Annotated in this window: 19 protein-coding genes; 6 read left to right on the top strand and 13 right to left on the bottom strand. The window is 62.6% G+C overall.

Translation table 11 applies throughout. From position 1 onward, the window contains the following. Positions 1-225 precede the first annotated feature (225 nt). Complete coding sequence (locus ACK8OE_RS02295; RefSeq protein ID WP_013479202.1) at positions 226-426, bottom strand: DUF465 domain-containing protein; 201 nt, start codon at positions 424-426, stop codon at positions 226-228. A gap of 239 nt (positions 427-665) precedes the next feature. Here ACK8OE_RS02295 and ACK8OE_RS02290 point away from each other — a divergent pair, with 239 nt between their 5' ends. From ACK8OE_RS02290 to ACK8OE_RS02280, 3 genes are all read left to right on the top strand, one after another. Continuing rightward, the gene (locus ACK8OE_RS02290; RefSeq protein ID WP_410271208.1) at positions 666-1,244 is read left to right on the top strand and encodes a UbiX family flavin prenyltransferase; all 579 of its coding nucleotides are present in this window, start codon (positions 666-668) and stop codon (positions 1,242-1,244) included. Beyond that, positions 1,237-1,737, top strand: coding sequence for a TIGR02444 family protein (locus ACK8OE_RS02285; RefSeq protein WP_410271207.1), 501 nt, complete (start codon positions 1,237-1,239; stop codon positions 1,735-1,737). The genes ACK8OE_RS02290 and ACK8OE_RS02285 overlap by 8 nt, the downstream gene beginning before the upstream one ends. Positions 1,738-1,821: 84 nt before the next feature. Further along, positions 1,822-2,250 carry a YdcH family protein gene (locus ACK8OE_RS02280; RefSeq protein ID WP_232037104.1) on the top strand — a complete coding sequence of 143 codons (429 nt, stop codon included), beginning with the start codon at positions 1,822-1,824 and terminating at the stop codon, positions 2,248-2,250. Positions 2,251-2,293: 43 nt separating this feature from the next. On the opposite strand, the gene ACK8OE_RS02275 is transcribed toward ACK8OE_RS02280, so the two are convergent. Further along, positions 2,294-3,187 carry a hypothetical protein gene (locus ACK8OE_RS02275; RefSeq protein WP_410271206.1) on the bottom strand — a complete coding sequence of 298 codons (894 nt, stop codon included), beginning with the start codon at positions 3,185-3,187 and terminating at the stop codon, positions 2,294-2,296. A gap of 254 nt (positions 3,188-3,441) precedes the next feature. On the opposite strand from ACK8OE_RS02275, the gene ACK8OE_RS02270 reads away from it, so the two are divergent. From ACK8OE_RS02270 to ACK8OE_RS02260, 3 genes are all read left to right on the top strand, one after another. Continuing rightward, the gene (locus tag ACK8OE_RS02270; RefSeq protein WP_410271205.1) at positions 3,442-3,849 is read left to right on the top strand and encodes an acyl-CoA thioesterase; all 408 of its coding nucleotides are present in this window, start codon (positions 3,442-3,444) and stop codon (positions 3,847-3,849) included. Between the two features lie 11 nt (positions 3,850-3,860). Beyond that, complete coding sequence (locus ACK8OE_RS02265) at positions 3,861-4,685, top strand: hypothetical protein (RefSeq protein ID WP_410271204.1); 825 nt, start codon at positions 3,861-3,863, stop codon at positions 4,683-4,685. A 116-nt stretch (positions 4,686-4,801) separates the two neighbouring features. After that, positions 4,802-5,365 (top strand): OmpA family protein, encoded by a 564-nt coding sequence (locus ACK8OE_RS02260; protein WP_290794502.1) that lies wholly within the window; start codon positions 4,802-4,804, stop codon positions 5,363-5,365. Between the two features lie 197 nt (positions 5,366-5,562). Here the strand turns inward: ACK8OE_RS02260 and nagA are convergent, their stop codons facing one another. The 11 genes from nagA to ACK8OE_RS02205 form a co-directional block, all read right to left on the bottom strand. Continuing rightward, entirely contained in the window at positions 5,563-6,699 is a 1,137-nt protein-coding gene (gene nagA / locus ACK8OE_RS02255) for an N-acetylglucosamine-6-phosphate deacetylase (RefSeq protein ID WP_410271203.1), read from the bottom strand. Further along, positions 6,696-7,595, bottom strand: a complete 900-nt coding sequence (locus ACK8OE_RS02250) for a BadF/BadG/BcrA/BcrD ATPase family protein (RefSeq protein ID WP_290794496.1) — start codon at positions 7,593-7,595, stop codon at positions 6,696-6,698. The genes nagA and ACK8OE_RS02250 overlap by 4 nt, the downstream gene beginning before the upstream one ends. Positions 7,596-7,606: 11 nt before the next feature. Then, entirely contained in the window at positions 7,607-8,878 is a 1,272-nt protein-coding gene (locus ACK8OE_RS02245) for a sugar MFS transporter (RefSeq protein ID WP_410271202.1), read from the bottom strand. Positions 8,879-9,042: 164 nt separating this feature from the next. Beyond that, positions 9,043-10,179: an acyltransferase family protein gene (locus tag ACK8OE_RS02240; protein ID WP_410271201.1), complete on the bottom strand. Its 1,137-nt coding sequence runs from the start codon at positions 10,177-10,179 to the stop codon at positions 9,043-9,045. A 175-nt stretch (positions 10,180-10,354) separates the two neighbouring features. Further along, positions 10,355-11,092, bottom strand: coding sequence for a GntR family transcriptional regulator (locus ACK8OE_RS02235; protein WP_126420833.1), 738 nt, complete (start codon positions 11,090-11,092; stop codon positions 10,355-10,357). A 149-nt stretch (positions 11,093-11,241) separates the two neighbouring features. Further along, positions 11,242-13,494, bottom strand: coding sequence for an EAL domain-containing protein (locus ACK8OE_RS02230; protein ID WP_410271200.1), 2,253 nt, complete (start codon positions 13,492-13,494; stop codon positions 11,242-11,244). 89 nt (positions 13,495-13,583) lie between these two features. After that, positions 13,584-15,212 (bottom strand): ABC-F family ATP-binding cassette domain-containing protein, encoded by a 1,629-nt coding sequence (locus ACK8OE_RS02225; RefSeq protein WP_126420829.1) that lies wholly within the window; start codon positions 15,210-15,212, stop codon positions 13,584-13,586. Positions 15,213-15,385: 173 nt separating this feature from the next. Further along, positions 15,386-19,645: a translocation/assembly module TamB domain-containing protein gene (locus ACK8OE_RS02220; RefSeq protein WP_410271199.1), complete on the bottom strand. Its 4,260-nt coding sequence runs from the start codon at positions 19,643-19,645 to the stop codon at positions 15,386-15,388. Further along, complete coding sequence (locus tag ACK8OE_RS02215) at positions 19,645-21,798, bottom strand: BamA/TamA family outer membrane protein (RefSeq protein WP_410271198.1); 2,154 nt, start codon at positions 21,796-21,798, stop codon at positions 19,645-19,647. The genes ACK8OE_RS02220 and ACK8OE_RS02215 overlap by 1 nt, the downstream gene beginning before the upstream one ends. Positions 21,799-22,023: 225 nt before the next feature. Next, the gene (locus tag ACK8OE_RS02210; protein ID WP_290794471.1) at positions 22,024-22,404 is read right to left on the bottom strand and encodes a hypothetical protein; all 381 of its coding nucleotides are present in this window, start codon (positions 22,402-22,404) and stop codon (positions 22,024-22,026) included. 113 nt (positions 22,405-22,517) lie between these two features. Then, a complete protein-coding gene (locus ACK8OE_RS02205; RefSeq protein WP_290794468.1) occupies positions 22,518-22,868 on the bottom strand; it encodes a DMT family protein in 351 nt (116 codons plus the stop codon). Between the last annotated feature and the right edge of the window lie 30 nt (positions 22,869-22,898).

Here is a 22,898-nt window from a genome sequence, read left to right as displayed (position 1 = left end):
AGAATCAAATGCGCGACTAAGCAAAAGGCTGGAGCGGGATTTCGGTTCAATCTGAACGAAATCCCGCTCTAACCCCTGCACCCGCCTTCACCACGAACGGCACCACGCGCCGGGCGTTCAAGCGTCTCCCGTTCGTGCTTTTCGTGTTTTTCGTGGCTAAAACCAATAAAAAACGCCGGAGGTGTCCCCTCCGGCGTTCGTGTTTCAAAAAGCCATCACCCCCCGTCACTGGAGAGTCTCATACGTTCGTTCCTGTCGCAGAGTGGCTTTGATGGTGTCGATTTCATCCTTCAGTTTCAACTTCTTACGCTTAAGTTCCTTGAGATAGAGCGAGTCCGCCGAAGGCGAACGCGATTCGCGGGCGATGGTGTCCTTGAGGACCTGATGACGGTGATCAAGTTCACGCACTCTCGCTTCAATGCTCATGAGCTATCTCCTTTGCTCGTAAGACTGGGCCGGAAGAGGATACTGCCGACCGGAACCCCATCCCTTTTCCCACATGCTCCGTGGTCGGATCGAGGCTTGAACACGTATAGGGAACACCCAAAACGCTTTACTGTGTAATCACGATCCATTACATCCGATCACGGATTTGCGAGATTCATATTTAGTAAAAGCTTAATCTTATGAGCCACTTATTGTGGCAACAAAAAGGACGCGCGGCAATGGCGGAAGCTAATCAAAGACTTATCGTAGCCATATCCGGGGCGTCCGGTGCGGTCTATGGTATCACCGCACTGCGGATGCTGCGTGAGCTTAAGATCGAAAGCCATCTGGTGGTGTCGCGCGCGGCGGCCCTGTCCCTGAATGCCGAAACCGACCTGACCATTGGCGATCTCAACGCCCTGGCCGATCAGGTGCATAAGGTCGGCGACATCGGGGCGACGATTGCGTCGGGCTCCTTTCGTACCCTGGGGATGCTGGTCGCCCCGTGCTCGATCAAGACGATGAGCGAAATCACCACGGGCGTGACCTCCAACCTGATCAGCCGGGCCGCCGATGTGGTCCTGAAAGAGCGGCGACGGTTGGTGCTGATGGTGCGCGAAAGCCCGCTGCATCTGGGGCATCTGCGCACTATGACCGCCGTAACCGAGATGGGGGCCATTGTCGCCCCGCCGGTGCCGGCCTTCTACACTCGCCCGCAGTCCTTGCAGGAGATGGTGGATCAGAGCGTGGCTCGGGCGCTTGACTTGTTCGGTCTCGATGCCCCGATGACGCGCTGGAACGGTCTTAAGGATGAGTGACACCGCCTTCTGGGACTGGGCGCTGACCGCCTATGCGGGCGACGGCGTGCCGTCAGTGTGCCTTGAGTTACAGGACACGCACGGGCAGAACGTACCGCTGATGCTGTTTGCTGTGTGGGCCGGGGTGCGCGGCGTGGCGCTGGACGAAGAGACGGCGGAGGCGGCGGTCGATATATCGCGCGCCTATGCCGATACAGTCGTCGTGCCGTTGCGCAGCATCCGTCAGCGGATGCGCGCGGTGGTCGGGGACATGGACGACGCCCACCGCGAAGCCTTGCGCACACGCATCAAAGGGCTGGAGATCGAGGCCGAACGCGCTCAGATGGAAGCTTTGGCGGCATTGGTCGGGGGCGGCTCGGCTGAACCGGAAAAGGCGGCGCGCGACAACCTGCTGGCCGTGGCGCGGCTATGGGCGCGGGTTGTGCCGCGAAATCCGCTGAATGCCTTCTGCGATGCCCTTTCGGAGCGCGGTTTTTTGAGGTATAATGTTTAATATTCACAGGCCGTCCGGTGCGTACACGGGAACAGCCTGGCCCTTTCAGAATGTCCCATTCAGAACGAACCGGAGCTGGTCCACATGCACGATGACAGCAATATCCGCGCTCTTTTCCGTCCCGACTCGCTGCAGCTAGTGAAAAACACGCCGGTCGAATCGAGCAGCGACCTCGAACGCCGGGTGATCCATCGTGAAGACCTTGATCACAGCAATCTGGAACTGGTGACCGAAGAGGCGCTGGAATACCAGAAGGATGACCTGGAACCCGTCCTGCGCGAAACCGATCCCGCCATCGCGTCCCTGCCGCTGGATGCCGAAACGGTCAATCTGCGCACGCAACTGGCGCACCTGCGTCAGGAGCATAAGGATCTCGATGATTCGATTTTGGCGCTGGAAACCATGCCCCTGCCGGATCAGATCCTGATTGCCCGCCTGAAGCGCAAGAAGCTGGCCGTGCGCGATCAGATCAGCACGCTGGAAGACCGCATCCGCCCGGACATTATCGCCTGATATCTCCTCCCCATTTCGGCGCAAGGGGGAGGAGGGTTGAGCCCTAGTCCTGATCGCGCTGGCGGCCGCCGATGGCTCCGGCCACGGCGCCGATGAAGGCACCGATCAGCAGCGACAGGAAGCTGTAGATCATCACCTTGGCCCACGCCTTGCGCGCCTCGTCGGCGGCTTCGAGCGTGGCGTCGCGGGCGGCCTTGGCCTGAGCCAGAACCGTATCGACGCGCGCCGAGGCATCCGCTTCGCTGAGATTGGTGCGCGCCGCGATCAGTGAGGCCAGATAGGCCTTGTCCGCCGGTGATACATCGCCGTGCTCAATACCGTAGCTGAGGATGCGCCCGGTTTCGGCGGTCACATCCGGCAGGGTCTGACCCGTCGGCGCCCCCGCAACGGATGCGGTGGGATTGGCCGAGGCGCGGTACAGCATGTCGGTATAATAGGCCGTTGTCGGATCGCTCCTGTCGCCCGAAGCGGCCCCGGCAGCGACGGTGGCCCCGGCTTGCACGCCGGAACCCACAACCGCACCGGCGACGCTGGCCAGTACGGCAGCCGTGAACAGAGTCGCGACGGCCCAGGCGAGGAAGCCTTGCGCCGTATCGCGGAAGAAGGCTTCGTCCTTATCGACGCCGACATAGGTCTTGCGCAGGCGTCCCGCCAGATAGCCACCCAGCGCCGAAGACAGCCACTGCATGACGATCAGCCAGATGGCCGCACCGACGGTCAGCCTGGCGGCGGTTTCACCCATAGATTCCCACGGGGACACCGAGGACAGGCCCAGCCCTTGCCCCAGCATTAGCAGCATCAGGGACAAGGCCGCCGCGGCGGCCGCTCCGGCCAGAATCGACGGCCAGCAGGCCCCGGAACCGGGCGTCACCTCGTAATAATCGTCTTCATAAAGGTCCGCCTGTGCGGATTGAACCGCCGGATCGAGCGTTTTCATGTGATGCCCTCACTCAGCGGAACAGAAGCGCCAGCAGGATGATGACGGGGATCGGCACCCCCAGAAGCCACAGCAGAACGGCACGGCCCATGATCGTATCTCCCTATGATGATCGGTCTCCTCAGCTTGGGCTTTTCGCGGTGGGTTTGCTGTGCCGGAAAGCGAGCCGTTTGTAATTTCACCGTAAAGGGGACTTGCGGTTTCATCTTGCCGGGCGCGCTGTGGACCGCTACCAGCAATACCGGAGGTGCCCTATGCTCAACCGTGTCGAAGACGGCGTTTTCATTAGCACGCTCAAGGTGCGCGATTCCGAATGCGACGCGCAGGGCGTGGTCAATAACGCCAACTATCTGGTCTATATGGAATATGCGCGACACGAATTCCTGGAGCATCAGGGCGTCAAGTTCGCCGATCTGATCCCGCAGAACATCTTCCTGATGACCTCGCACATGGAGATCGACTTCGTGAACTCGCTTACCGGCGGGCAGGTGTTCGAGGTGCGCTCAAAGGTGCGGCGCGAACGCGCCAAGATCATATTCGATCAGCAGGTGGTGCGCGTCGCCGATCAGGCCGTGTGTATCCGCGCACGCGTCGATGTGATCTGCAAGATCGACGGCCGCCTGACGCGCGGTGAGTGGTTTGACGCCTATATGCCGGTTTAAAGGAGCGCCTTATGCGTATCGTGTCTCAGGGATCGAATCGCGGCGGCGTCTATAATGAGGACTCGCTGGGGGCAGCGGGAGACGCCGTGTGGCTGCTGGATGGGGCCACGTCGCTGGGGCCGTCGCGCATGGCGGGGACCAGCGACGCCGCGTGGTTTGCGCACTTCGTTTCAGGCAGGCTGGCCCACACGAGCGGTAGCGTGCCTGAGCGCCTGAGCGCGGCCATCGAGGCGGCGCGGGCGGTTTATGAGGCGGCTGGCCCCTTGCCCGACGCCCCGTGGGCCATGCCATCGGCGGGGGCCGCGGTGATGCGACGTGAGGGGGACACGCTGGAAATCGGCGTACTGGGTGACGTCAAGGTGTGGCTGATCGCCCCGGACGGTGCGGTGACGGCCCTGCCGGGTGGTGAGGTTCTGGAAGCGCTCGATGCGGCAGCACTTGAGCGACTGGTCGCCATGCGCGCCGAACAGGGGCCGATCGGACTGAAGGCGGCGCGGTCCCAGCTTGATCCGCTGTTGCGCGATAACCGCTCGAAAATGAATACGGCTGGCGGCTATTGGGTGTTGAGCCTCGATACGGCCTGTCTGGCGGGGATGCAGGTCACGCGCGTCCCGGTGGCCGGCGTACACTCTGTGCTGATGGCCACGGACGGGTTTTACGACCTGTGGGGAGCCTATGGCGTGCCCTTTGCCGAGGTGCGGGAGGGGCTAAAGGCCGGGCAGGGGGACGCGCTGATCGAGCGCTTACGCAACATCGAACGCGCCGATCCGGAAGGGCTGCGCTACCCGCGTTTCAAGCCGCATGACGACGCCAGCTGGGTGCTGACGGAAATATAAAGGGACGATGCGGTTCGCAGGGTGTGGGATAGGCGTGCCCTTTTTCGGTCGATTTTTGCCTTATCAATCAAAGGGCGTGGCGGAAATGGGTGGATTCGTGAACAGAAAGGTTTTCGATGACGCGTTTAAAATCCGGGGCCCTGCTTGTGGCGATCCCCCTTATGCTGTCCGTGACGGCCTGTGCCAGCCACAAGTACGTCGATGACAAGATTACGGCGACCAATGGCCGGATCGACCAGCAGGAGACCCGCCTCACGCAACTCGATCAGACGACGCAGGAGGCGCTGAGCCGCGCCACGGCGGCGGGCAAGCTGGCCGAAGGCAAGTTCAACTATTCCGTCGTTCTGAGCGATGATTCCATCAGGTTCGACACCGATAAGGCCATTCTGTCTGAGCAGGGCAAACAGGTGCTGGCCGACCTCGCCGCGCGGCTGAAGCGCGACAACAAGAATGTCTATCTGGAAATTCAGGGCTTTACCGATTCGACCGGGACGGATGACATCAACTATCGCCTCGGCAATGCCCGCGCCGACAGCGTGAAGCGTTTCCTGAACAGTCAGGGCGTGGCGCTGAACCGCATGGCCTCCATCTCCTATGGGGCGGAACAGCCCGTTGCACCGAACACGACGCGCGAAGGCCGCGCGGCCAACCGTCGGGTGGTGATCGTTGTTCTGTCGTAATCAAAACGCCCGGCTGAGCGATCAGCCGGGCGTTTTGTGTTTCGTTAGAGCGAAATGATTTCTAGTGGAATCATTTCGCTCAAGCCGCCATTGAGGCGGCGGCCAAGGTGGCGCAGCCACCGCCCGGCGAGGGGCTAATCAAAAATCTTGATCATTATGTTTCTACCAGAAATCATAATGATCTAGCTTCAAGCCGGTTACGCGGCCTTGCGCAGGGCCTCGTCCGACTGACCGCCGATCCAGACGCCGCGCACCTGAAGGTCGGCATCGAGCCATACAAGGTCCGCACGCGCACCGACCGCCAGATGACCGTAGGTCCTGGGCAGCTTCATGAAACGCGCGGGGGCTTCGGAGGCCATCATCGAAGCCGTTTCTAGCGGCAGGTCCAGCATCTGAACGCTGTTGCGCACCGCGGTAGCCATATCGAGATCGGACCCGGCCAAAGTGCCGTCCGGTCCGACGCAGACGCCGTTTTCGACGCGGATATCCTTACCCATCAGGTTAAAGTGCTTAGTGGCAGAGCCCACCGTCGGCATGGCGTCCGTAACCAGCATGAAACGGTCGTGCGGGCGGCTTTTCAGCGCGATCTTCAGGGCCACCGGATCGACGTGTGCCCCATCGACGATGATGCCGGCATAGATGTCGTCGCTTTCGAGCACGGCCCCGACGACACCCGGCGCGCGATGCGACAGGGGCGACATGGCGTTATAGAGGTGGGTGACGCCGGTAATGCCGGCCTCAAAGCCCCGCCGGGCTTCGGCATAGGTGGCGTCCGTGTGACCGGCGGCGATGATCACGCCCGCCTCGGCCAGTGCCTGAATGTCCTCCGGAGCGGCCAGTTCAGGGGCCAGCGTCACCAGCACCTTACCCGCTTTGAGCGAAGACAAGAGCTGCACGGCCTCGGCATCGAGGCGGCGGAACTTGCTCTCGTCGTGGGTGCCCTTGCGCTTTACATTGAGGAAGGGGCCTTCGATATGGATGCCCAGCACGCCGGGTACGCCCTGAGCGATGGCGGCTTCGGTGGCGCGCAGGGCCTTGTCCACCACGCTAAGATCATCCGAAATCAGGGTGGTGAAGAAGCCCGTCGTGCCATAGGTGCGATGCGCGGCCCCGATGGCGGCAATGGCTTCGGCGGTCGGGGTGTCGTTGAACAGCACACCGCCCCCGCCATTGACCTGCGTGTCGATAAAGCCCGGCAGCAGATAGCCGCCTTCGAGATCAAGCCCGCCGGTTTCGGCCCCGATGGCGGTGATATGGTCACCGTCGATAGTCAGGGAGCCTTCGACGACGCCGACCGGCGTGACAAGGCGGGCATTGGAAAGGGTAAAACTCACGAAACAACCTCACTAGTAACCGAACTCAGGCCATTGCCTGCGCCCTTGGCCATCAGCAGCGCGCCTTCGATGGCGTCCTGCTCCGGCGTGGCCAAAAGCGGCCGGGTCCACGGGGCCAGCCATGGCGTCAGTACGCCCGCCATGCCGCCGACGAGGCAGACCTGCGCGGCCCCCAGCTCGTTCAGCCGGCGGATATAGCGGCCCAGATCACGGGCCGCCTGTTCGATCAGGGCCACGGCCACGGCATCGCCGTCCTGCGCGTGCGACAGGATCAGCGGGGCCAGCGTCCCGTAGTCCTTGGGGCGCGCCGTCGTCGCCCAGGCTACGACCTGCGACGGCTGATCGTTGAAGCGCGCCATCACGGCGTCGGTGAAGGCGCTGCGCGGCGCAAGGCCATCATAGGCGTGCAGGGCGACGCGCGTGGCTTCGCGACCCAGAACGGCCGCAGATCCATCGTCGGAGACTTCAAAGCCCCAGCCGCCCACCGCATGGCCCTTGCCCTTTACCCAGGCATAGCCCGCCGAACCGGTGCCGGTGATCAGAATCGCGCCGTCGCGGCCGGAAAAGGCCCCCAGTACGGCGGCGTGGGCGTCGGTTCCGGCCGACGCAAAGGCAAAGCGCGGCCCGGCGGCAATCGTGCGGGCGGCGTCTTCGGCGGTGGTGATACCGGCCAGACCCAACCCGATCGCTGTGCGGGCAAAGGCGTCGCGCGTCAGTCCGGCCTGCGCCAGCGCCTGATCCGTGGCTTCGAGGATGTGGCCCCAGACGAGGTCGAGCCCCAGACGGATATTGGCCGAACCGCTCATGCCTTCGCCCAGAAGGCGGCCTTCGGCGTCACGCAGACGCGCGCGGCAATTGGAGCCGCCGCCATCTATGCCGAGGAAGTACTGCGTCATATCCACGCCCTTTATCCCTTGGCCGCCACGCGGCTGCCGAACAGGGCGAAGAACAGGATATAGAGATAGGCCGGCGTCATCACCACGAGGAAGGCCGTCTGGAACGGTATGGCCTCAGCCAGACCGACATAGAGGCGCGGCAGAATGGCCCCGCCACAGATGCCCATGATCATCAGGGCCGAGCCGATCTCGGTATGACGGCCAAGGCCGCGGATGCCCAGCGGGAAGATAGCCGGCCACATCATGGCGTTGGCAAAGCCCAGAGCGGCGACGAAACCGACCGAGACATAATCTTTGGTCAGGAAGGCCCCCAGAGTGAACAGTACACCCAGAATGGCTGAGAAGGCGAGGTACTTTTCCTGCGAAACAAAACGCGGAATGACGATCCAGCCAACGATATAGCCGACCAGCATCCCGGCCAGGGTCAGCGAGGTGAACAGGACCGTGCGGTCAAGCGGCAGACCAAAGGCCGCGCCATAGGTGCCGATGGCGTCACCGGCCATCACCTCAACGCCGACATAGAGGAAGATACACAGGACGCCGAAGAACAGGTTGGGGTGGGCGAACAGGCCCTTGCCGCCTTTTTGCGAAGGGATTTCAGCTTTCGACTCGCCCTTCAGTTCGGGCAGGGGCGATTTCAGCACGAAGACAGCCAGCGCCACCAGCAGGGCGGCCATGCCCATATAGGGCCACAGGACCTTTTGCGCGAAGCCGCTGAGCAGCAGTTCGCGGGCGGCGGGGTCGGTCGTGGCCTCCAGCTTGGCCCCGAACTCGGTAATGCCGCTCATTACCAGAGCGCCGAAGACGAAGGGGGCGGCGATGCCGGCCAGCTTGTTGAAAATACCCATGACGGCGATGCGCTGCGCTGCCGACTCGATGGGGCCGACGATGGAAATATAGGGGTTGGCTGCCGTTTGCAGCAGCGCCAGACCCGCACCGATGGTGAACAGGCCCGTCATGGCCCCGACATAGATGCGATGCGTGGCGAACTGCCCGAACATGGCGGCGCCCACCGCCATGACCAGAAGCCCCAGCGCCATGCCCTTCTTCATGCCCGTCACCTTCAGGATGAAGGCCGAGGGCAGGGCCAGCACGAAATAGGACATGTAGAACACCATCAGCACCATGAAGGAGCCGACATCATCAAGGTCGAAGGCGAACTTGACGAAGGTGATCAGCGGTCCGTTCAGCCAGGTCACAAAACCGAAGATGAAGAACATCAGGCCAATCAGGCCCATGGTTACGACAAGACTGGGGGCTTTTTCCGGGGGAGACGCATTCATGATCTATAGGACCTATTCTGCATTTTGGTATTGTCCAGATAGGAGGGCAAAATCGCAATTCTGTCTATAGAAAACTTGGTTTCAATTGTTTGGGGGTGATTTCTGCCCCCACAATGGTCGCCTCTGACGGTAAAATTGGATATGAATTGGGCTAAATGGCGGCCTTAAACCTTTAGGATCCAGCCCTTGCGGCGCAGATATTCGATTGGCAGCCAGACGCAGAGAATGAACAGGCCGACCGGAAACAGGGCTGCCACGGCCTCGCCCACGGTGGCGCGGCTCAGAAAATAGGTTTGGGTCAGCAAATCCCAGCCGAGCAGCGGGTTCATCAAAAAGTGCAGCACATAGGCGGCGATGGCGTTCAGGCCAAAGGCGCTGGCGAAGGTTACGGGCAGGCTGAGGGGGCCACGCAGTGGGGTGTCTCGATTATCAAGACACGCATGGAGCGGCGCCAGAGCCAGGAAGGTGATCCCCGTTGTCACCAGCACAAAGGACGAGGACCAGATGTCCTTGATGACCGGAAAGACAAAGCCCCAGCCTGCGCCAAGGATCAGCAGAAGCGCGCCCGCCCCGGCGAGGGTCAGGGCGCTGCGCCTGTGGGCCTGCATGAGGAACTCACCCGCCGCCATGCCAAGCAAAGCCTGCGCGATGGCGGGCAGGGTGCCGAGCAGGCCTTCGGGGTCGTAGCCTTCCGGCCCCTTGACGTAGTTATGGCCGCCCGCGCCGAACATCAGGCGATCGACCGAGGCGATGAAATTGTGGCCGCGCTCCCAGATATCGCCGGGCAGGCCATCAAGCGCCGGAAGCAGGCTCAGGGGCCAGTAGAGCAACAGGATGGCCGCAGCGATCCCCAACCGCGTCTTCGGGCCGAACCACAGGAACAACACCGCGGCTGCGCCATAGACGAGGCCGATGCGTTGCAGTACACCCCAGAAGCGCCAGGGCTCACCATCGAAATGCGCTAGCCAGCCGAGGTTCGACAGCAGCCAGCCGATGAGGAACAGCCGCACGACGCGCCAGCCTATCTTGCGGGCCTGAGCGGCATCGAGGCCCGTCGTCATCTTCGCCCGGTTCAGGGCCATCGGGATGGACAGGCCGACCATGGTCAGGAAGGCGGGAAAGACCACATCGGCGATCTTAAGTCCCTCCCAGTGGGCGTGCAGAAGCAGCGGAAAAACCTTGGCCTGAAGGCCGTAATACATGCCTGCCGTGGCATTGACGAGGATCATGCCGATGACCGTCAGGCCACGCAGGACATCCAGAGAAGGCAGGCGTTGCGCCGCGGTCTTCGGATCACTCATTGCTGTCTCCCCGCCTGATTATACAGAGGGGGACGATGCCCGATTACGCGCAAAAGTCAAAAGGCGTGTTTCGCATAGAGTGATGTGCGGAAAAGTGTGAGCGGTTTTCCGCAAAAACATCGCGACTAAACAAAAATTTAGAGCGAAATGACGTTTCCACTTAAAGTCATTTCGCTCAGAGATCGTTCAGTTCGGCGACCACATCATAGGCGTCGCCGCGATAATAGCTCTGGGTGAATTCAGCGGCGCGCCCGTCGGCCAGAAAGCCACGCCGTTCGATAAAAAGGCCGGGCTCACCGGCTGTGACATTCAACTGTTCGGCCTGATCGCGCGAAAAGGAGATGGCGCGCAGGCGCTGAAGCGCACGCACCGGACGGTGGCCGGAGGTTTCCAGCGCCGCGTACAGCGAATCGCCAACCGCTTCGATTGAGGGCAGGCAATAGCCGGGAATGGTCGAATATTCGAGCGCCATGGTCGAATCGTCGGCATAGCGGATGCGGTGGAAGCGATAGACCAGCGAACCGGGCGACAGACCCAGAGACAGGGCTTCTTCAGGGGTGACGGCCCCTTCCGACTTGCTGACCCAGACGCTGTGCGGTTTGCGGCCGCGCGAAATCATGTCTTCGGAAAAGGAGGACAGCTTGGAAAAGCTCTTTTCGACACGGGCGGCGACAAAGGTGCCGGCCCCGCGACGGCGCGTCAGAAGCCCTTCGTTGACCAGCCCGTCAATGGCCTTGCGCACAGTAATGCGTGAGACGTCAAAGGCTTCGGCCAGATCGCGTTCGGGCGGGATGGCGTCATCGGCCACAAAGACGCGCGCGCGGATGGCTTCGCGCAACACCTTTTGCAGTTGCAGATAGAGCGGGGCGGGATCGTTTTTTTCGAGGCGACCGACAGAGTCTATGATGGACATGGAGTTTAAGTCTCTCTCGCGACCTCTGCCGCTCTCAATCAAGCCGCAGGTGTCGGCGACTCAGACCCAGTATAATAGCGACCGGGTGGCGTCAAAGTCAAAGCCACAACCGGGGCAGAGGCCTGTCATCGGCCCGCGCCGCCAGGGCCTCAGCGCTGACCCGCTGCCAAAAGCGCAGGCGGCGCTTCGCTGAGGCAATAGGCCTGCGGCCGCCCGATAAGATAGCCCTGCACAGCATCGGCGCCCATGTCTCGCAGCAGGTCCATCTGTTCCTGGGTTTCCACGCCTTCGGCGATGACCGGTATGTTGATAGCGTGCGCCATACCGATAACGGCGCGGACGATCGCTTCGGCCGGTATGCCGTGCTTGTGCACCTTGCGGTCCGGCGACGGCGTCAGACCTTCGACAAAGCTACGGTCGATCTTGATCAGATCGAAGGGGAAGGTCTGAAGGTAGGAGAGCGAGGAATAGCCGGTGCCGAAATCGTCCATGGCAATACGCACGCCCATGCCCTTGAGCTTACGCAGCACGTGCAAGGCGCGGTCGGTGTTTTCGATCAGCACGCCTTCGGTGACCTCCAGCTCCAGACGCTGCGGGCGGAAGCCCGTGCGGATCAGTTCCTGCTGCACATAGCGGGTCAGATCGCCCTCGCAGATTTGCAGGGGCGACAGATTGACCGCAAGGTTCAGATGCGCAGGCCAGGTAGCCGCGGTTTCCAGCGCGCGCGACAATATCCATTGCCCCAGAGCGGTGATCAGGCCGGCCTCTTCGGCCACCGGAATAAAATCAATCGGCGGGATCGACCCCAGTTCCGGGTGCGTCCAGCGTACCAGAGCCTCGTAGCCGATGAAACGATTGAGGTTCAGGCAGAACTGCGGCTGATAGACCAGCGACAAGCCTCGCTGACCGTGGGCAAGCGCGTCGCGCAGATCGGCCTCAAGGCGGCGACGGCGGCGCAGAGCCTCGGCCATGGTGGCATCGAAGGCGCGCCAGCAGCCGCGACCGTCCGTCTTGGCCTTATACAGCGCCATATCGGCATGGCGCGTCAGGCGATCAAGCGTCGGGCCTTCGTCGGGATAGAGGGCAAAGCCAAGGCTGGCCCCGACATCGGGGGCCTGATGGCCAAACTGCGCTTGCATCTCCGCCTGAAGGGCGCTGACCAGCGCCTCTGCCTTGGCTTCGGCCTGAGCGCGCCGGGTCACGCCGACCTGAAGAAAGACGAACTCGTCGCCCCCCAGTCGCGCCAGCACGTCGCCGGGGCTGGCCAGATCGCGCAGGGTTTCGGCAACGGTGATCAGCACTTCGTCGCCGACCATGTGCCCCATGGTGTCATTGACCTCCTTGAAGCGGTCAAGGTCGATCAGATGCAGGGCCAGTTGCGTCTTCTGACGTGTGGCACGCGCAGCTTCTTCGGCCAGACGTGTCTGGTAGAAGCCGCGATTGGGCAGGCCGGTCAGGGAGTCATGATGGGCCAGGTACTGAATACGCGCCTGAAAAGCATCCTTTTCGAAAGCCAGGGTGCATAATTGTGTGCAGATATCGACAATGCACTGCACGAAGGTATTGAGGACAAAGGGATGGGTCGAATAGAAGGCGAAGGTGCCGATGACCGTGCCCGCCTTGTCCTTGAAGGGCGTGGACCAGCAGGCGGTGTAACCCAGAGGCTCGGCTAATGCCTGATACGGTGCCCACAGGGGATCGGAGCGCATGTCATTGACCATGACCGGCTCACCGCGCCAGGCGGCGGTGCCGCACGAGCCGACAACAGGGCCAATGGTAAGACCTGCGAGGGCGGCATTGTACCAGTCGGGCAGACCGGGCGCGGCCAGCGGGTTCAGCTTGCCCTCCGCCACCCGCAGTACGGACATGCGGACGTCCTGCACCATATGCTCGACCTCAAGGCAGAGCAGCGACATCGTTTCGGGCAGGGGCTTGTCTTGCATCATGGCATCAAAGACCAGCCGTTGCAGCGTGTCGTTCAGCTTGGCGTAGGTGATATCACTGACGATGGCGATGACGCGGCGGCGATGGGCGGCGTCGGTCATGGCGGTGGCGCTGAAAGACACCCACATCGGGTGACCGTTGCGATCATGGACCAGCAACTCGCCACTGCGCTGACCGTTGCGGTGGACGTCGGTCAGTATGTCTTCGAGGTGTTCGCAGGAATCCGAATGCCGCCGGCACAGATCCCCTAGTGTGTTTCCGCTCAACTCCGAGGCGCTGAACCCAAGCAGGTTGCGAAACGCTTCGTTGACATACAGAAACCGGCCGCTGGTGTCGGTGATTACCATGGCGGTGTCTATAGCATCCACGGCCTCTCCCTTGAGCTGCGTCAGCTCAGTGGCGTCGCCCTCCATATAACGGCAGGACAGGGAGGCAGGGGGGGTAAGCGGAACGGTCATGGGCAAAGATACTTACCGCTGGATTGCGGAAGTAACCATGATATCCGATGCGCGTGAACATTCCGGTAAGCGACAGGGTTAACCGGAGCTTACCCGTTCGGGTGCAGGCCCGGTGCTTCCTGACCGGTGCGTGCCACATATTCCGTATAGCCGCCGCCATATTCGTGCACGCCGTCGGGCGTCAGTTCCAGCACGCGGTTGGACAGGGCGGCCAGAAAGTGACGGTCGTGCGAGACGAATAGCATGGTCCCTTCGAAATCGGCCAGCGCCGCAACCAGCATTTCCTTGGTCACCATATCCAAGTGGTTGGTCGGTTCATCAAGCACCAGAAGATTGGGCGGATCGAACAGCATCCGCGCCATGACCAGACGCGCCTTTTCGCCGCCCGAAAGCACACGGCAGGGCTTTTCCACATCGTCGCCGGAGAAGCCGAAGCATCCGGCCAGGGTGCGCAGCGCACCCTGAGGGGCCTGCGGGAACGCGCCTTCCAGAGATTCGAAAATCGTCTCTTCGCCGTCGAGCAGATCCATCGAATGCTGGGCGAAATAACCCATCTTCACACTGGCCCCGACGGTGACCGTGCCTTTGTCGGGTGTGGTATCCCCGGCCACCAGCTTGAGCAGGGTGGACTTGCCCGCGCCATTGGCCCCCAGCACGCACCAGCGTTCCTTGCGCCGCACCTTGAAGTCGAGCCCGCTGTAAATGGCGTGGTCGCCATAGCTTTTGTGCACGTCGCGCAGGTTCAGCACGTCGTCGCCCGAACGCGGGGGGCTGCGGAATTCGAACTGTACCGACTGACGACGGCGCGGCGCTTCGACGCGCTCGATCTTGTCGAGCTTCTTGACGCGGCTCTGGACCTGCGCCGCATGGGACGCGCGCGCCTTGAAGCGCTCGATAAATTTGATTTCCTTGGCCAGCATGGCCTGCTGACGCTCGTACTGCGCCTGCCTTTGTGCCTCGGTCAGGGCGCGTTGCTGGTCGTAGAAGTCGAGATCGCCGGAATAGGTGATCAGCGAACCGGCATCGATTTCGATGACCTTGCCGATGATGCGGTTCATGAAGGCGCGGTCGTGCGAGGTCATCAGCAGCGCGCCATCGTAGTTTTTGAGAAAGGCTTCCAGCCAGATCAGACTTTCGAGATCGAGGTGGTTCGACGGTTCGTCGAGCAACATGCCGTCGGGCCGCATCAGCAGGATGCGCGCCAGCGCCACCCGCATCTTCCAGCCGCCGGAGAGCAGGCCGACATCGCCGTCCATGCGCTCCTGACTGAAGCTTAAGCCCGCCAGCACTTCGCGCGCCCGCGCCTCCAGCGCATAGCCGTCCAGTTCCTCAAAGCGCGCCTGCACCTCGCCATAGCGCTCGATAACCGCATCGAAGTTGTCGGCCTGATCCGGGTCGGCCATGGCGGCCTCAAGCTCGGCCATTTCGGCGGCCAGCGCGCTCACCGGGCCGACGCCATCCATCACGGCGGCGACGGCGCTTTGCCCGGACATTTCGCCGACGTCCTGACTGAAATAGCCGATGGTCATGCCGGCATCGATCGACACCTGACCGTCATCGGGCGGTTCCTGCCCGGTGATCATGCGAAACAGCGTCGTCTTACCCGCGCCGTTCGGCCCGACCAGCCCGACCTTCTCGCCCTTCTGCACGCCCATGGAGGCGTCGATGAACAGGATCTGGTGGCCGTTTTGCTTGCTGATATTGTCGAGGCGGATCATACGGGACTTACAGAGTAGAGGCGGGGAGGGCCGCGCGTTTTGCAGCGCAAGGCGGTTCGCACAGGCCTCTACAATGGCAGGATCATTTAGGAAAGGCTGGCTTCTTATGTTTCTGACAGAAACATAAGAAGCCAGCTTTGGTTTGAGCGGAATAATTTTGAGAAATTACCCCGCTAATAGTCCCGCGAGTATCGGAGATTGACGCTGGTGCCCGTCGTGGAGCCGACCTGTGTCAGCACCGACAGGACGCGCGACAGGGCGATCTCGACCTGCGTGGCTGTGAAGCCGCGCGTATCGGTGACGATCTCGACATAGATGTCGTTGGTCAGGTACTGACCCGCCGCCAGCGCCGTGCCACGGCCGGTCGAGGCATCGGCCCCCAGCACGCGCAGGCGGTCAATACCGGTCACCGAACGCAGCTTACCCAGCGGGTTAAGCCCGCCGCCCCCCTGAAGCGCCTGAAGCGAGGCCGCCAGTTGCAGAGCCTGCGTCGCCGACAGGTTGGCGACATTTTCGCCGAACAGCAGGCGCGACAGCACCTCGTCCTGCGGCAGGGCCGGGGTGGAGCCAAAGGCGATCTGCGGGTTCTGGGCGCGGCCCGACACGCCGATAGTGCCGGTGATGTCATCGACCTTGGTCGTCGCGGTCAGGGCGATTTCCGGATTGTTCAGGCTGCCGCCATCGAAGATGATCTCGCCCTTGTCGATGTCAAACTCGCGCCCGGAGAAGGCATAGGTACCGCGCAGGGCATTGAGCCGCCCCACAACGCGCGGGTCGCGCGTGGTGCCGCCGACGTTGAGGTTCATCTTCCATTCCGATTCCAGCCCCATACCGGAAACGAAGATCTGGTTATCGGCGCGAAGGCGGATATCAAGATTCCACAGGGTGGGGGCGACACGGCTCGTCTTACGCGGCTCGATACGCGCGCCCTTGATGCGCACGCCCTCCAGCTCATCGACCTTGGACGCCCCCTGAAACACCACCTGATAACGGAATTGCGGCAAATTAAGATTGCCGCGTATCCACGGGCCGTTCTGGGCATCATTGGTGACATCGAGCGTACCCGACACGGTCGAGGCCAGCGCGTCCGACGCCGCCAAACGCGCATTGTCCAGCTTGGCATTCAACTTGAGCGGAAAGTTGTCGTCGGCGCTTAAGCCCACAAAGCCGGTGGCCGACACGCGGCCGTCTCCGGCGCGGCCTTCGAACTTTTGCAGTTCCAGCCGGTCGTTGGAGAAGCGGCCTTCCAGCGCGATATCGCTGATGCGCGTGCCGAAGGTCAGGTGTTCGTACACCAGGCCGTTGCCGCGCACCAGACCATTGAGCCGCGGCTGGCGCAGCGTGCCCGACAGATCGGCGGCCAGCGCCACATTGCCAGTCATCTGCTGATCGCCAAGGCCAGCGAGTGAGAACAGCACGCTGGACGGTCCGTTGAAGCGCAGGCCGCCGGAGACGGCGCCGTTTTGCAATTGCTGCGTCCACGCGCCATCACCGCGTGGGTCGATGCTGAGTGTGAAGCGGCCGATATCGGCCGTGCCCTGCCGCAGCAGGCCGCGCGCTTCGGAGCGGGTTTCACTGATGCTGGCCTGCATCTGGATATCGAGGGGCGTCGAAACGCGGGCAATGGTGGTGCGCGTCAGATTGTCGAAGGTAAGCTGCATCTGGGCCTGCGGGAAGGCCTTACCGCGCTGGGTGTAGTCGAGCCCGCCGGACACCGTGCCATTGACCCCCAGATTGGGGTCGATAATGTTGAGGATGCTGAGGTCGAAGCGATCAAACTGCGCCTGCGCGCGGAGGACCTCGCCAAAACGTCCGGCCAGATTGACCTTGCCCTGCGCCGTCATCAGCACCGCCGGGGTCAGCACCCAGTCCGCGCCCTGACGCACGACGCGGGCGGGGCGTTCCAGCGCAAACGGCACCTGACCGGCGCGACCGGACAGGGCAATCACGGCGTCATCGGGCGACACCTGCGCGTTGGCCGCCAGATTGAACGACGTGCCGGCGTCGCCATTGGCGATCATCTGCACCGTGCCGCGCATGCCTTTGAGGTCGATGCGGGCGCGGGCCTTTTCGACGTAGTTCTGGCCATAGACCACGTCGGCCAGTTGCACATCGCCCTTGATCGTCGGCTGTTCGTCAAGGCGGGCCGTGGCTTCGATAATGGCGCGCCCGATGCGGATTTCGGCTTCGCCGGGCAGCAGGGCATTGTTGGCGCGGGCCGAGACCTGAGCCCCCTGCACGGCGTCAAAGGCCAGCAGACGCGCCGTGCCGTTGATCCCGCGCCCGGTCAGGTTCAGCGTGCCCGTGAAGGGGCCACTGGCCGATTGCACCAAGCGGCCCTGCGCGCTGAAACCCGCCACCTGCGCCGTGCGCACGTCGATGGTCAGCGGGCCGTCGCTTTTCAGCACCAGCACATCGGCCTTCAGAGGGCCGTATTGCGAGCCGCCTTCGGCCGTGATGGCATAGCCCTGCGGCGTGCTATTGATGTGCGCCACCACCTGTTGCAGACCCAGCCCCAGACCGGGCTTTTCCGCGCGCAGAGTCAGGGTGGGAGCTTTCAGCGTTCCCCCGGCGTCGGCGCTCAACGGGCCGTACTTGGCCGACTGCGCCGCCAGTTTGAAATCCAGCCGCCCTTTCGACAGACGACCGCTGGCCGAGGTCAGGCGGAAATCGGGTGCCGTCAGGGTCAGGCGTTGCAGGATGACGTCGCCATTGGCGGTGGTGTTCATCGCGCCGGAAAACTTGAAATTGCCGCCGAAAAACGACTTCAGGCCGCCATTGTCGAGGCGCAGGCTTTCGCCATCGACCTTGCCCACAATGCCGAAGCCGCCGGCCTTGAGCTGACGCAGATCGGCGTCGATCATCAGGTTGAACAGGCCGATCCCATCGACCAGATACTGATTGATACGCCCCTTAAGGGCGCCCTCGTAACGGCCTTCCGACGGCTGGGCGAGGATAATAGCCGTGCCATTGATCTTGTCCGAACGGATTTTGAGATTGTCCGACAGGATCAGGCCGTCCGACCAGGCCAGATCGCCATTAATGGTGATATTGCTGACTAACGACTCTGCGGCGGCATTGAGCCCCGTCATGTGCCTGGCCGAAGCCTTGACCGGGATCAGGATATGGTCGCCATCGAGGCGCGATTTACCTTCGGCGCGGAGTTGATGCACCACCACATCGTTAAAGCCGATGCTCCCGGCCGACAGTTTATAGTCAATCAGGGGGCGTTTGAACGCCCCATCCAGACGCAGCGTCGCCAAAATATCCTTGCTATTCAGGCCTTTGGCGATATTGGCGGGTTTGAGCAGGGCGGCATTGATCGTCAGATCACCGAACGCCCCTTTTCCCAGATCGACGCGGCCCTTGGCGTTCAGCGTCAGGGCATCGGCGGCGAGAGACAGGGTGCCATCGGCGACGCGGTCCTTGAACGTCGTCGAAAGATCGACACGGACGGCCGGGGACAGCATGTCCGACAGCGATGGCACAAGGGCCTGCGGTCGCGCCGTGCCCTTCACACCGAACAGGCCGTCGCGCGCCGTCAGGCTCAGATCGGCCAGCGCCTGATCCCCCGCCATGCCGCTGAGGCGACCGTTCCATGCTTTCCAGTCGCCCTTACCCTCCAGCCGCAGGGTCAGGGGCGTCTCCAATCTGGCCAGTCCCGTGATGGCGCCACCTTTTGGGGCATCGACCGCTGCATTCAGGTCAAAGCGGTTGGCATCGGGCTGCGCATCGAGTTTCAGGACGGCGCGGTCGCCACGGTCGCCGCTCAAACGCGCGTCAACTAGAGCGCGCTTGTTTTTCAGATGGGCGGTGCCGCTAAGCGTCAGGTTCTGGGCGTCTCCGGTCACCGCCGGGGCCAGATAGAGGGCCTTGATATCGACCTTTTCGGCGTCGATGCGCAGGTCGGGCAGGGTGAAGGGTTCGGACGGCGTGGTCTTGGCCGTTTCGCTCAGGGCGGGTTGCCGCAGCCACTCGACGCGCGGCGACGACAGTTCGCGCACATCCAGATGCTTGCTCAGCAACCCAAAGGGTCGCCAGTTGAGCCGCACCGCCGGGCTTTTGAGGAAGACGCCCTGCGCATCGGACAGGGTCAGGTCGTGGACGGTGAAATCGCCATAGATCGAGCCGTCGATGCGCCCGACACCGATCCTCAGACCATTATCAGGCTTAAGGCCGGTGATTTGCGAAACGATAAACCGCTTGCCCGGCGCGCTATCGAGCGCCGCCACGCCGATCCCGCCCAGCACCAGCAGCCCGCCCACCGCACCGCCCGCCCACAGCAGCGCCTTGCGCCACGCAAACGGCTTACGCACCGGGGCCGGACGCTCCGGCGGCGGCAGGTCGTCGCCCCTTTCCGGACGCGCGTGGTCTTGCGTCTCTATTGCCGCTTTGGCGGTTTCAGGCGTGTCGGGTGTCGGGTCCTGTGTCATCAGAAGGCCTGCCCGATGCCGACATAGAGGGAGACGGGCGATTCCCCATCGCGGCGTGAGATCGGCGTGGCGATGTCGATGCGGATGGGCCCGAAATTGGTATAGTAGCGCGCCCCGACGCCGACGCCAAAACGCAGGTCGGAAAACTGCGGGAATTCCTTGTCATAGACCTGACCGGCATCGACGAACGGCACAATGCCGATATTGCCCATGCGATAGCGCGCTTCAAAGGCCAGTTCGACCGAGGAGCGCCCGCCGATGGGGTTGTTGTTATTGGCCGGGTCGCGCGGCCCCAGCTCCTGATAGCCGAAGCCGCGTACCGAGCCGCCGCCCCCGGCATAAAGGCGTCGTGACGGCGCGATATTGGAGGTTTCCGCCCCGTAGATAGAGGCAAGTTGCGCCCGCGCCGCCAGCACAACCTTCGGGCTGACCTGACGGTAAAAGGTGGCGCTGCCGACATTGGCAATAAAGTTGCCCGCCCCGCCATTGAGCGACACGGTCGGCGTCGATTGCACACCGGCGCGCCAGCCCCGCACCGGATTGAGCAGATTGTCCGAGCGGTCGTAATTCAGCTTCATCGGCACGGAGGCGTAGAAGTAGTCATCCTGCACATTGGCGTTGCGGCGTTTGGAAAAGCCGGTTTCGCGCGTCGCCAGCACCTCGGCCCCGTAGGACCAGGTCCAGCGCTTCTGCCACAAAGGTGTCGATACGCGCGACACGTTCACGCTGAACGACACGGTCTGGGCTTCGTAGGAATCGTAGGCCTGATTATTGAAGGCCGCGCCATACTGAAAGGTGCGGTCGCGGCGTTTGGCGTTGGAGCGGCGGAAGGTGACGCCAAGGCCCTGTTCCTGCGTCCCGGCGATGACCGAGGCGATCAGCGCCCCTTCGGGCGGGCGGAAATTGCGGTGCGTCCAGTTCAGTTCGGTGCGCAGACCCTGACCGGTGGAAAAGCCGATATCGCCGGCCAGTGTGCGCGGGCGTCCGGCGTTCTGCGTGACCTTGAGATCGACGACCGCCGTGCCATCCGGGTTCTTTTGTTCGGTCAGGACCGGTTCGACCGCCACCGAGGCAAACAGGCCGGTGGCCGACAGGGCCTGACGCAGATCGTCCACCTGACGGCTGTCGTACAGGTCGCCGCTGTCGAAACGCGACAGGACGCGCACATGATCGTCGCCAAAGGCCTGACGCTGGCCTTCCGAACGAATGGTCCCAAAGCGGGCGCGCGGGCCAGTGGTGACGGGCAGGGTGTAGTCGCCCGTGCGCGTCTGCGGGTCGATCAGCACGTCGCGCATCCCCAGATCGGCAAACGGATAGCCCTGTTGCGGCAGGACCAGCGCCAGATTGGCTTCGGCGGATTTGATCAGGGTGGCGTCCACCGGATCGCCGACCTTTAGCGGCAGATTGTCGGCAATCAGGGTCGGCGGCTCGGTTGGGTCGGCCTTCACCGTGACGGAAGACAGGCTGTAGCGTTCCCCGGCGCGCGCCGAGACGCGCACCTGAACCCGGCCCTGCGTGCGGCCGGTGGCGTCCTGAAGGCTCTCGCCCGGTTGCAGGATGGGGGCCTCGATGCGCGCCACCACCACCGCGTCGTAATAGCCTTCGCCTTTCAGCAGGCGCAGTGCGGTCTGCTCATCCTCGGTCAGGCGGGCGCGCAGCATGGCAGCATTGGCGGCGCTGCCTTTTCCGGATTCCAAGGCGCTCAGGTCCTTGAAGCGGTTTTCGAGATCAAGCGCCGCCAGACCATCCACGTGCAGGTCATAGCGGATGGCGGGGGTCGCCTGCTGATTTTCGCTGAGGATGACGGGCGCGGCCTGCGGGTTGAAACTGTCGAGCGGCGGCAGGGCCGCGGTCAGGGCCGGGTCTTCGGCGGGCTTAAGCGGCGGCAGTTCCAGCGTTTCGGCAACCGGGGCGGGCGCGGTGATCACCGGTGTGGTGGGCTTTTCTGTCGTCGGAGCGGGTGTCACGGATTGCGGCTTGATGGCCGGGGAGGTCAGGGACGGCAGGCCTTTTTCGAAGTCGTCATCGCTGATGATGGGCGTCTCGGTAAGCGGGGCGTCCGTCGCGGGCGGCGTGGACGCAGGGCTGGCCTCCGGCGCGGGCTGAGCGGGTGTCTGGGCCGTCGCCTGTCCTGCCAAGCAGGTAAATGCCATCAAGGCAGGAGCCGCCAGACGCAAGGGATTATCCTGTCAGTAAGTACCGTAATATGCCGGGACTACACCCGCACCGCGCTTTATGCACGCCGGATATATAAAAAAGCACTTAGATAGTTTTGCCGAGCCCGTATAGCGGGGCACCGTGTCTTTTTCGCCCATCCAGCGTAACAAAAAAGCGCCCGGCAGGCACCGGGCGCTTCGGAAATCCGTCCTGGCGGAAGTCTATTTCCACCACCAATTGCCGCGCTTGGGCGGGTCCTTCGGCAGATCGGTACGCCCACGCGCCACCGTGGCATCGGTGCACGACACCGGGCGTGAGCCACCGACCTTGCCTTCCATGCCCAGTGAGGTGGAGTCCGGCTTGTTCTGGGCCGTGACGGTCACCAGCTTGCCGTCCTGATTCAGGTGAACTTCGGTCTTGCTCTGCGAGTCGTAGGTCATCACCTGAGGCGCCGTGCCGTCGGGCTCAAACTGCGCCACGCAGGCGTCGGCGCGCTGCGCCTGAGTGCGGGCATCGACATAGTCGTAACGGGGCGTGGGACTACAGGCCGACAGCCCTCCCATCAGCGCAACGCCCCCCATGATTACCAATGCGCGTTTCATACCTATCCCTCGAAATGCCGCCGCTAAAAATATGGTTAACGCCTATAGTGGCACAGATGCCGCCTGAGTCAAAGCTTTAGAATGTGACGTTTTTCGTCTGTCGCTTCCCGGCATCACCCTTTGTAGAAGATGAACCCGGCCCCCAGTGCGATCAGCGCAAAACCCGCAATGTGCGTCCAGCGGATGGCTTCGCCGAGATAGAAGACCGAAAACAGCACAAATACCGACAGGGTAATGACCTCCTGAATGGTCTTGAGCTGAGCCGCGGAAAAGACGCCGTAACCGATGCGGTTGGCCGGCACCATCAGGCAGTATTCAAAGAAGGCGATGCCCCAACTGACCAGAATGATGATCCAGAGCTTCTCGTGCTTGACCTTCAGGTGCCCGTACCAGGCAAAGGTCATGAAGATGTTGGAACCGATCAGCAACAGCACGGTCATCAGACCGGGGGGCAGGGCAGGCATCAGGCGAGACTCATCAAAGTGAAGCCGAAC

The organism is Asticcacaulis sp. W401b (genome assembly GCF_046503825.1).
In the GTDB taxonomy this organism is placed as follows: Bacteria; Pseudomonadota; Alphaproteobacteria; order Caulobacterales; family Caulobacteraceae; genus Asticcacaulis.
Note: the sequence above shows the minus strand (reverse complement) of the source record. Positions and strands in the feature narration are given on the sequence as shown.

What these genes read in the sequence shown, in the direction of transcription:
- ACK8OE_RS02295 (WP_013479202.1), bottom strand. Translation starts at nt 426, where the DNA reads ATGAGCATTGAAGCGAGAGTGCGTGAACTTGATCACCGTCATCAGGTC.
- ACK8OE_RS02290 (WP_410271208.1), top strand. Translation starts at nt 666, where the DNA reads ATGGCGGAAGCTAATCAAAGACTTATCGTAGCCATATCCGGGGCGTCC.
- ACK8OE_RS02285 (WP_410271207.1), top strand. Translation starts at nt 1,237, where the DNA reads ATGAGTGACACCGCCTTCTGGGACTGGGCGCTGACCGCCTATGCGGGC.
- ACK8OE_RS02280 (WP_232037104.1), top strand. Translation starts at nt 1,822, where the DNA reads ATGCACGATGACAGCAATATCCGCGCTCTTTTCCGTCCCGACTCGCTG.
- ACK8OE_RS02275 (WP_410271206.1), bottom strand. Translation starts at nt 3,187, where the DNA reads ATGAAAACGCTCGATCCGGCGGTTCAATCCGCACAGGCGGACCTTTAT.
- ACK8OE_RS02270 (WP_410271205.1), top strand. Translation starts at nt 3,442, where the DNA reads ATGCTCAACCGTGTCGAAGACGGCGTTTTCATTAGCACGCTCAAGGTG.
- ACK8OE_RS02265 (WP_410271204.1), top strand. Translation starts at nt 3,861, where the DNA reads ATGCGTATCGTGTCTCAGGGATCGAATCGCGGCGGCGTCTATAATGAG.
- ACK8OE_RS02260 (WP_290794502.1), top strand. Translation starts at nt 4,802, where the DNA reads ATGACGCGTTTAAAATCCGGGGCCCTGCTTGTGGCGATCCCCCTTATG.
- ACK8OE_RS02250 (WP_290794496.1), bottom strand. Translation starts at nt 7,595, where the DNA reads ATGACGCAGTACTTCCTCGGCATAGATGGCGGCGGCTCCAATTGCCGC.
- ACK8OE_RS02245 (WP_410271202.1), bottom strand. Translation starts at nt 8,878, where the DNA reads ATGAATGCGTCTCCCCCGGAAAAAGCCCCCAGTCTTGTCGTAACCATG.
- ACK8OE_RS02240 (WP_410271201.1), bottom strand. Translation starts at nt 10,179, where the DNA reads ATGAGTGATCCGAAGACCGCGGCGCAACGCCTGCCTTCTCTGGATGTC.
- ACK8OE_RS02235 (WP_126420833.1), bottom strand. Translation starts at nt 11,092, where the DNA reads ATGTCCATCATAGACTCTGTCGGTCGCCTCGAAAAAAACGATCCCGCC.
- ACK8OE_RS02230 (WP_410271200.1), bottom strand. Translation starts at nt 13,494, where the DNA reads ATGACCGTTCCGCTTACCCCCCCTGCCTCCCTGTCCTGCCGTTATATG.
- ACK8OE_RS02225 (WP_126420829.1), bottom strand. Translation starts at nt 15,212, where the DNA reads ATGATCCGCCTCGACAATATCAGCAAGCAAAACGGCCACCAGATCCTG.
- ACK8OE_RS02220 (WP_410271199.1), bottom strand. Translation starts at nt 19,645, where the DNA reads ATGACACAGGACCCGACACCCGACACGCCTGAAACCGCCAAAGCGGCA.
- ACK8OE_RS02215 (WP_410271198.1), bottom strand. Translation starts at nt 21,798, where the DNA reads ATGGCATTTACCTGCTTGGCAGGACAGGCGACGGCCCAGACACCCGCT.
- ACK8OE_RS02210 (WP_290794471.1), bottom strand. Translation starts at nt 22,404, where the DNA reads ATGAAACGCGCATTGGTAATCATGGGGGGCGTTGCGCTGATGGGAGGG.
- ACK8OE_RS02205 (WP_290794468.1), bottom strand. Translation starts at nt 22,868, where the DNA reads ATGCCTGCCCTGCCCCCCGGTCTGATGACCGTGCTGTTGCTGATCGGT.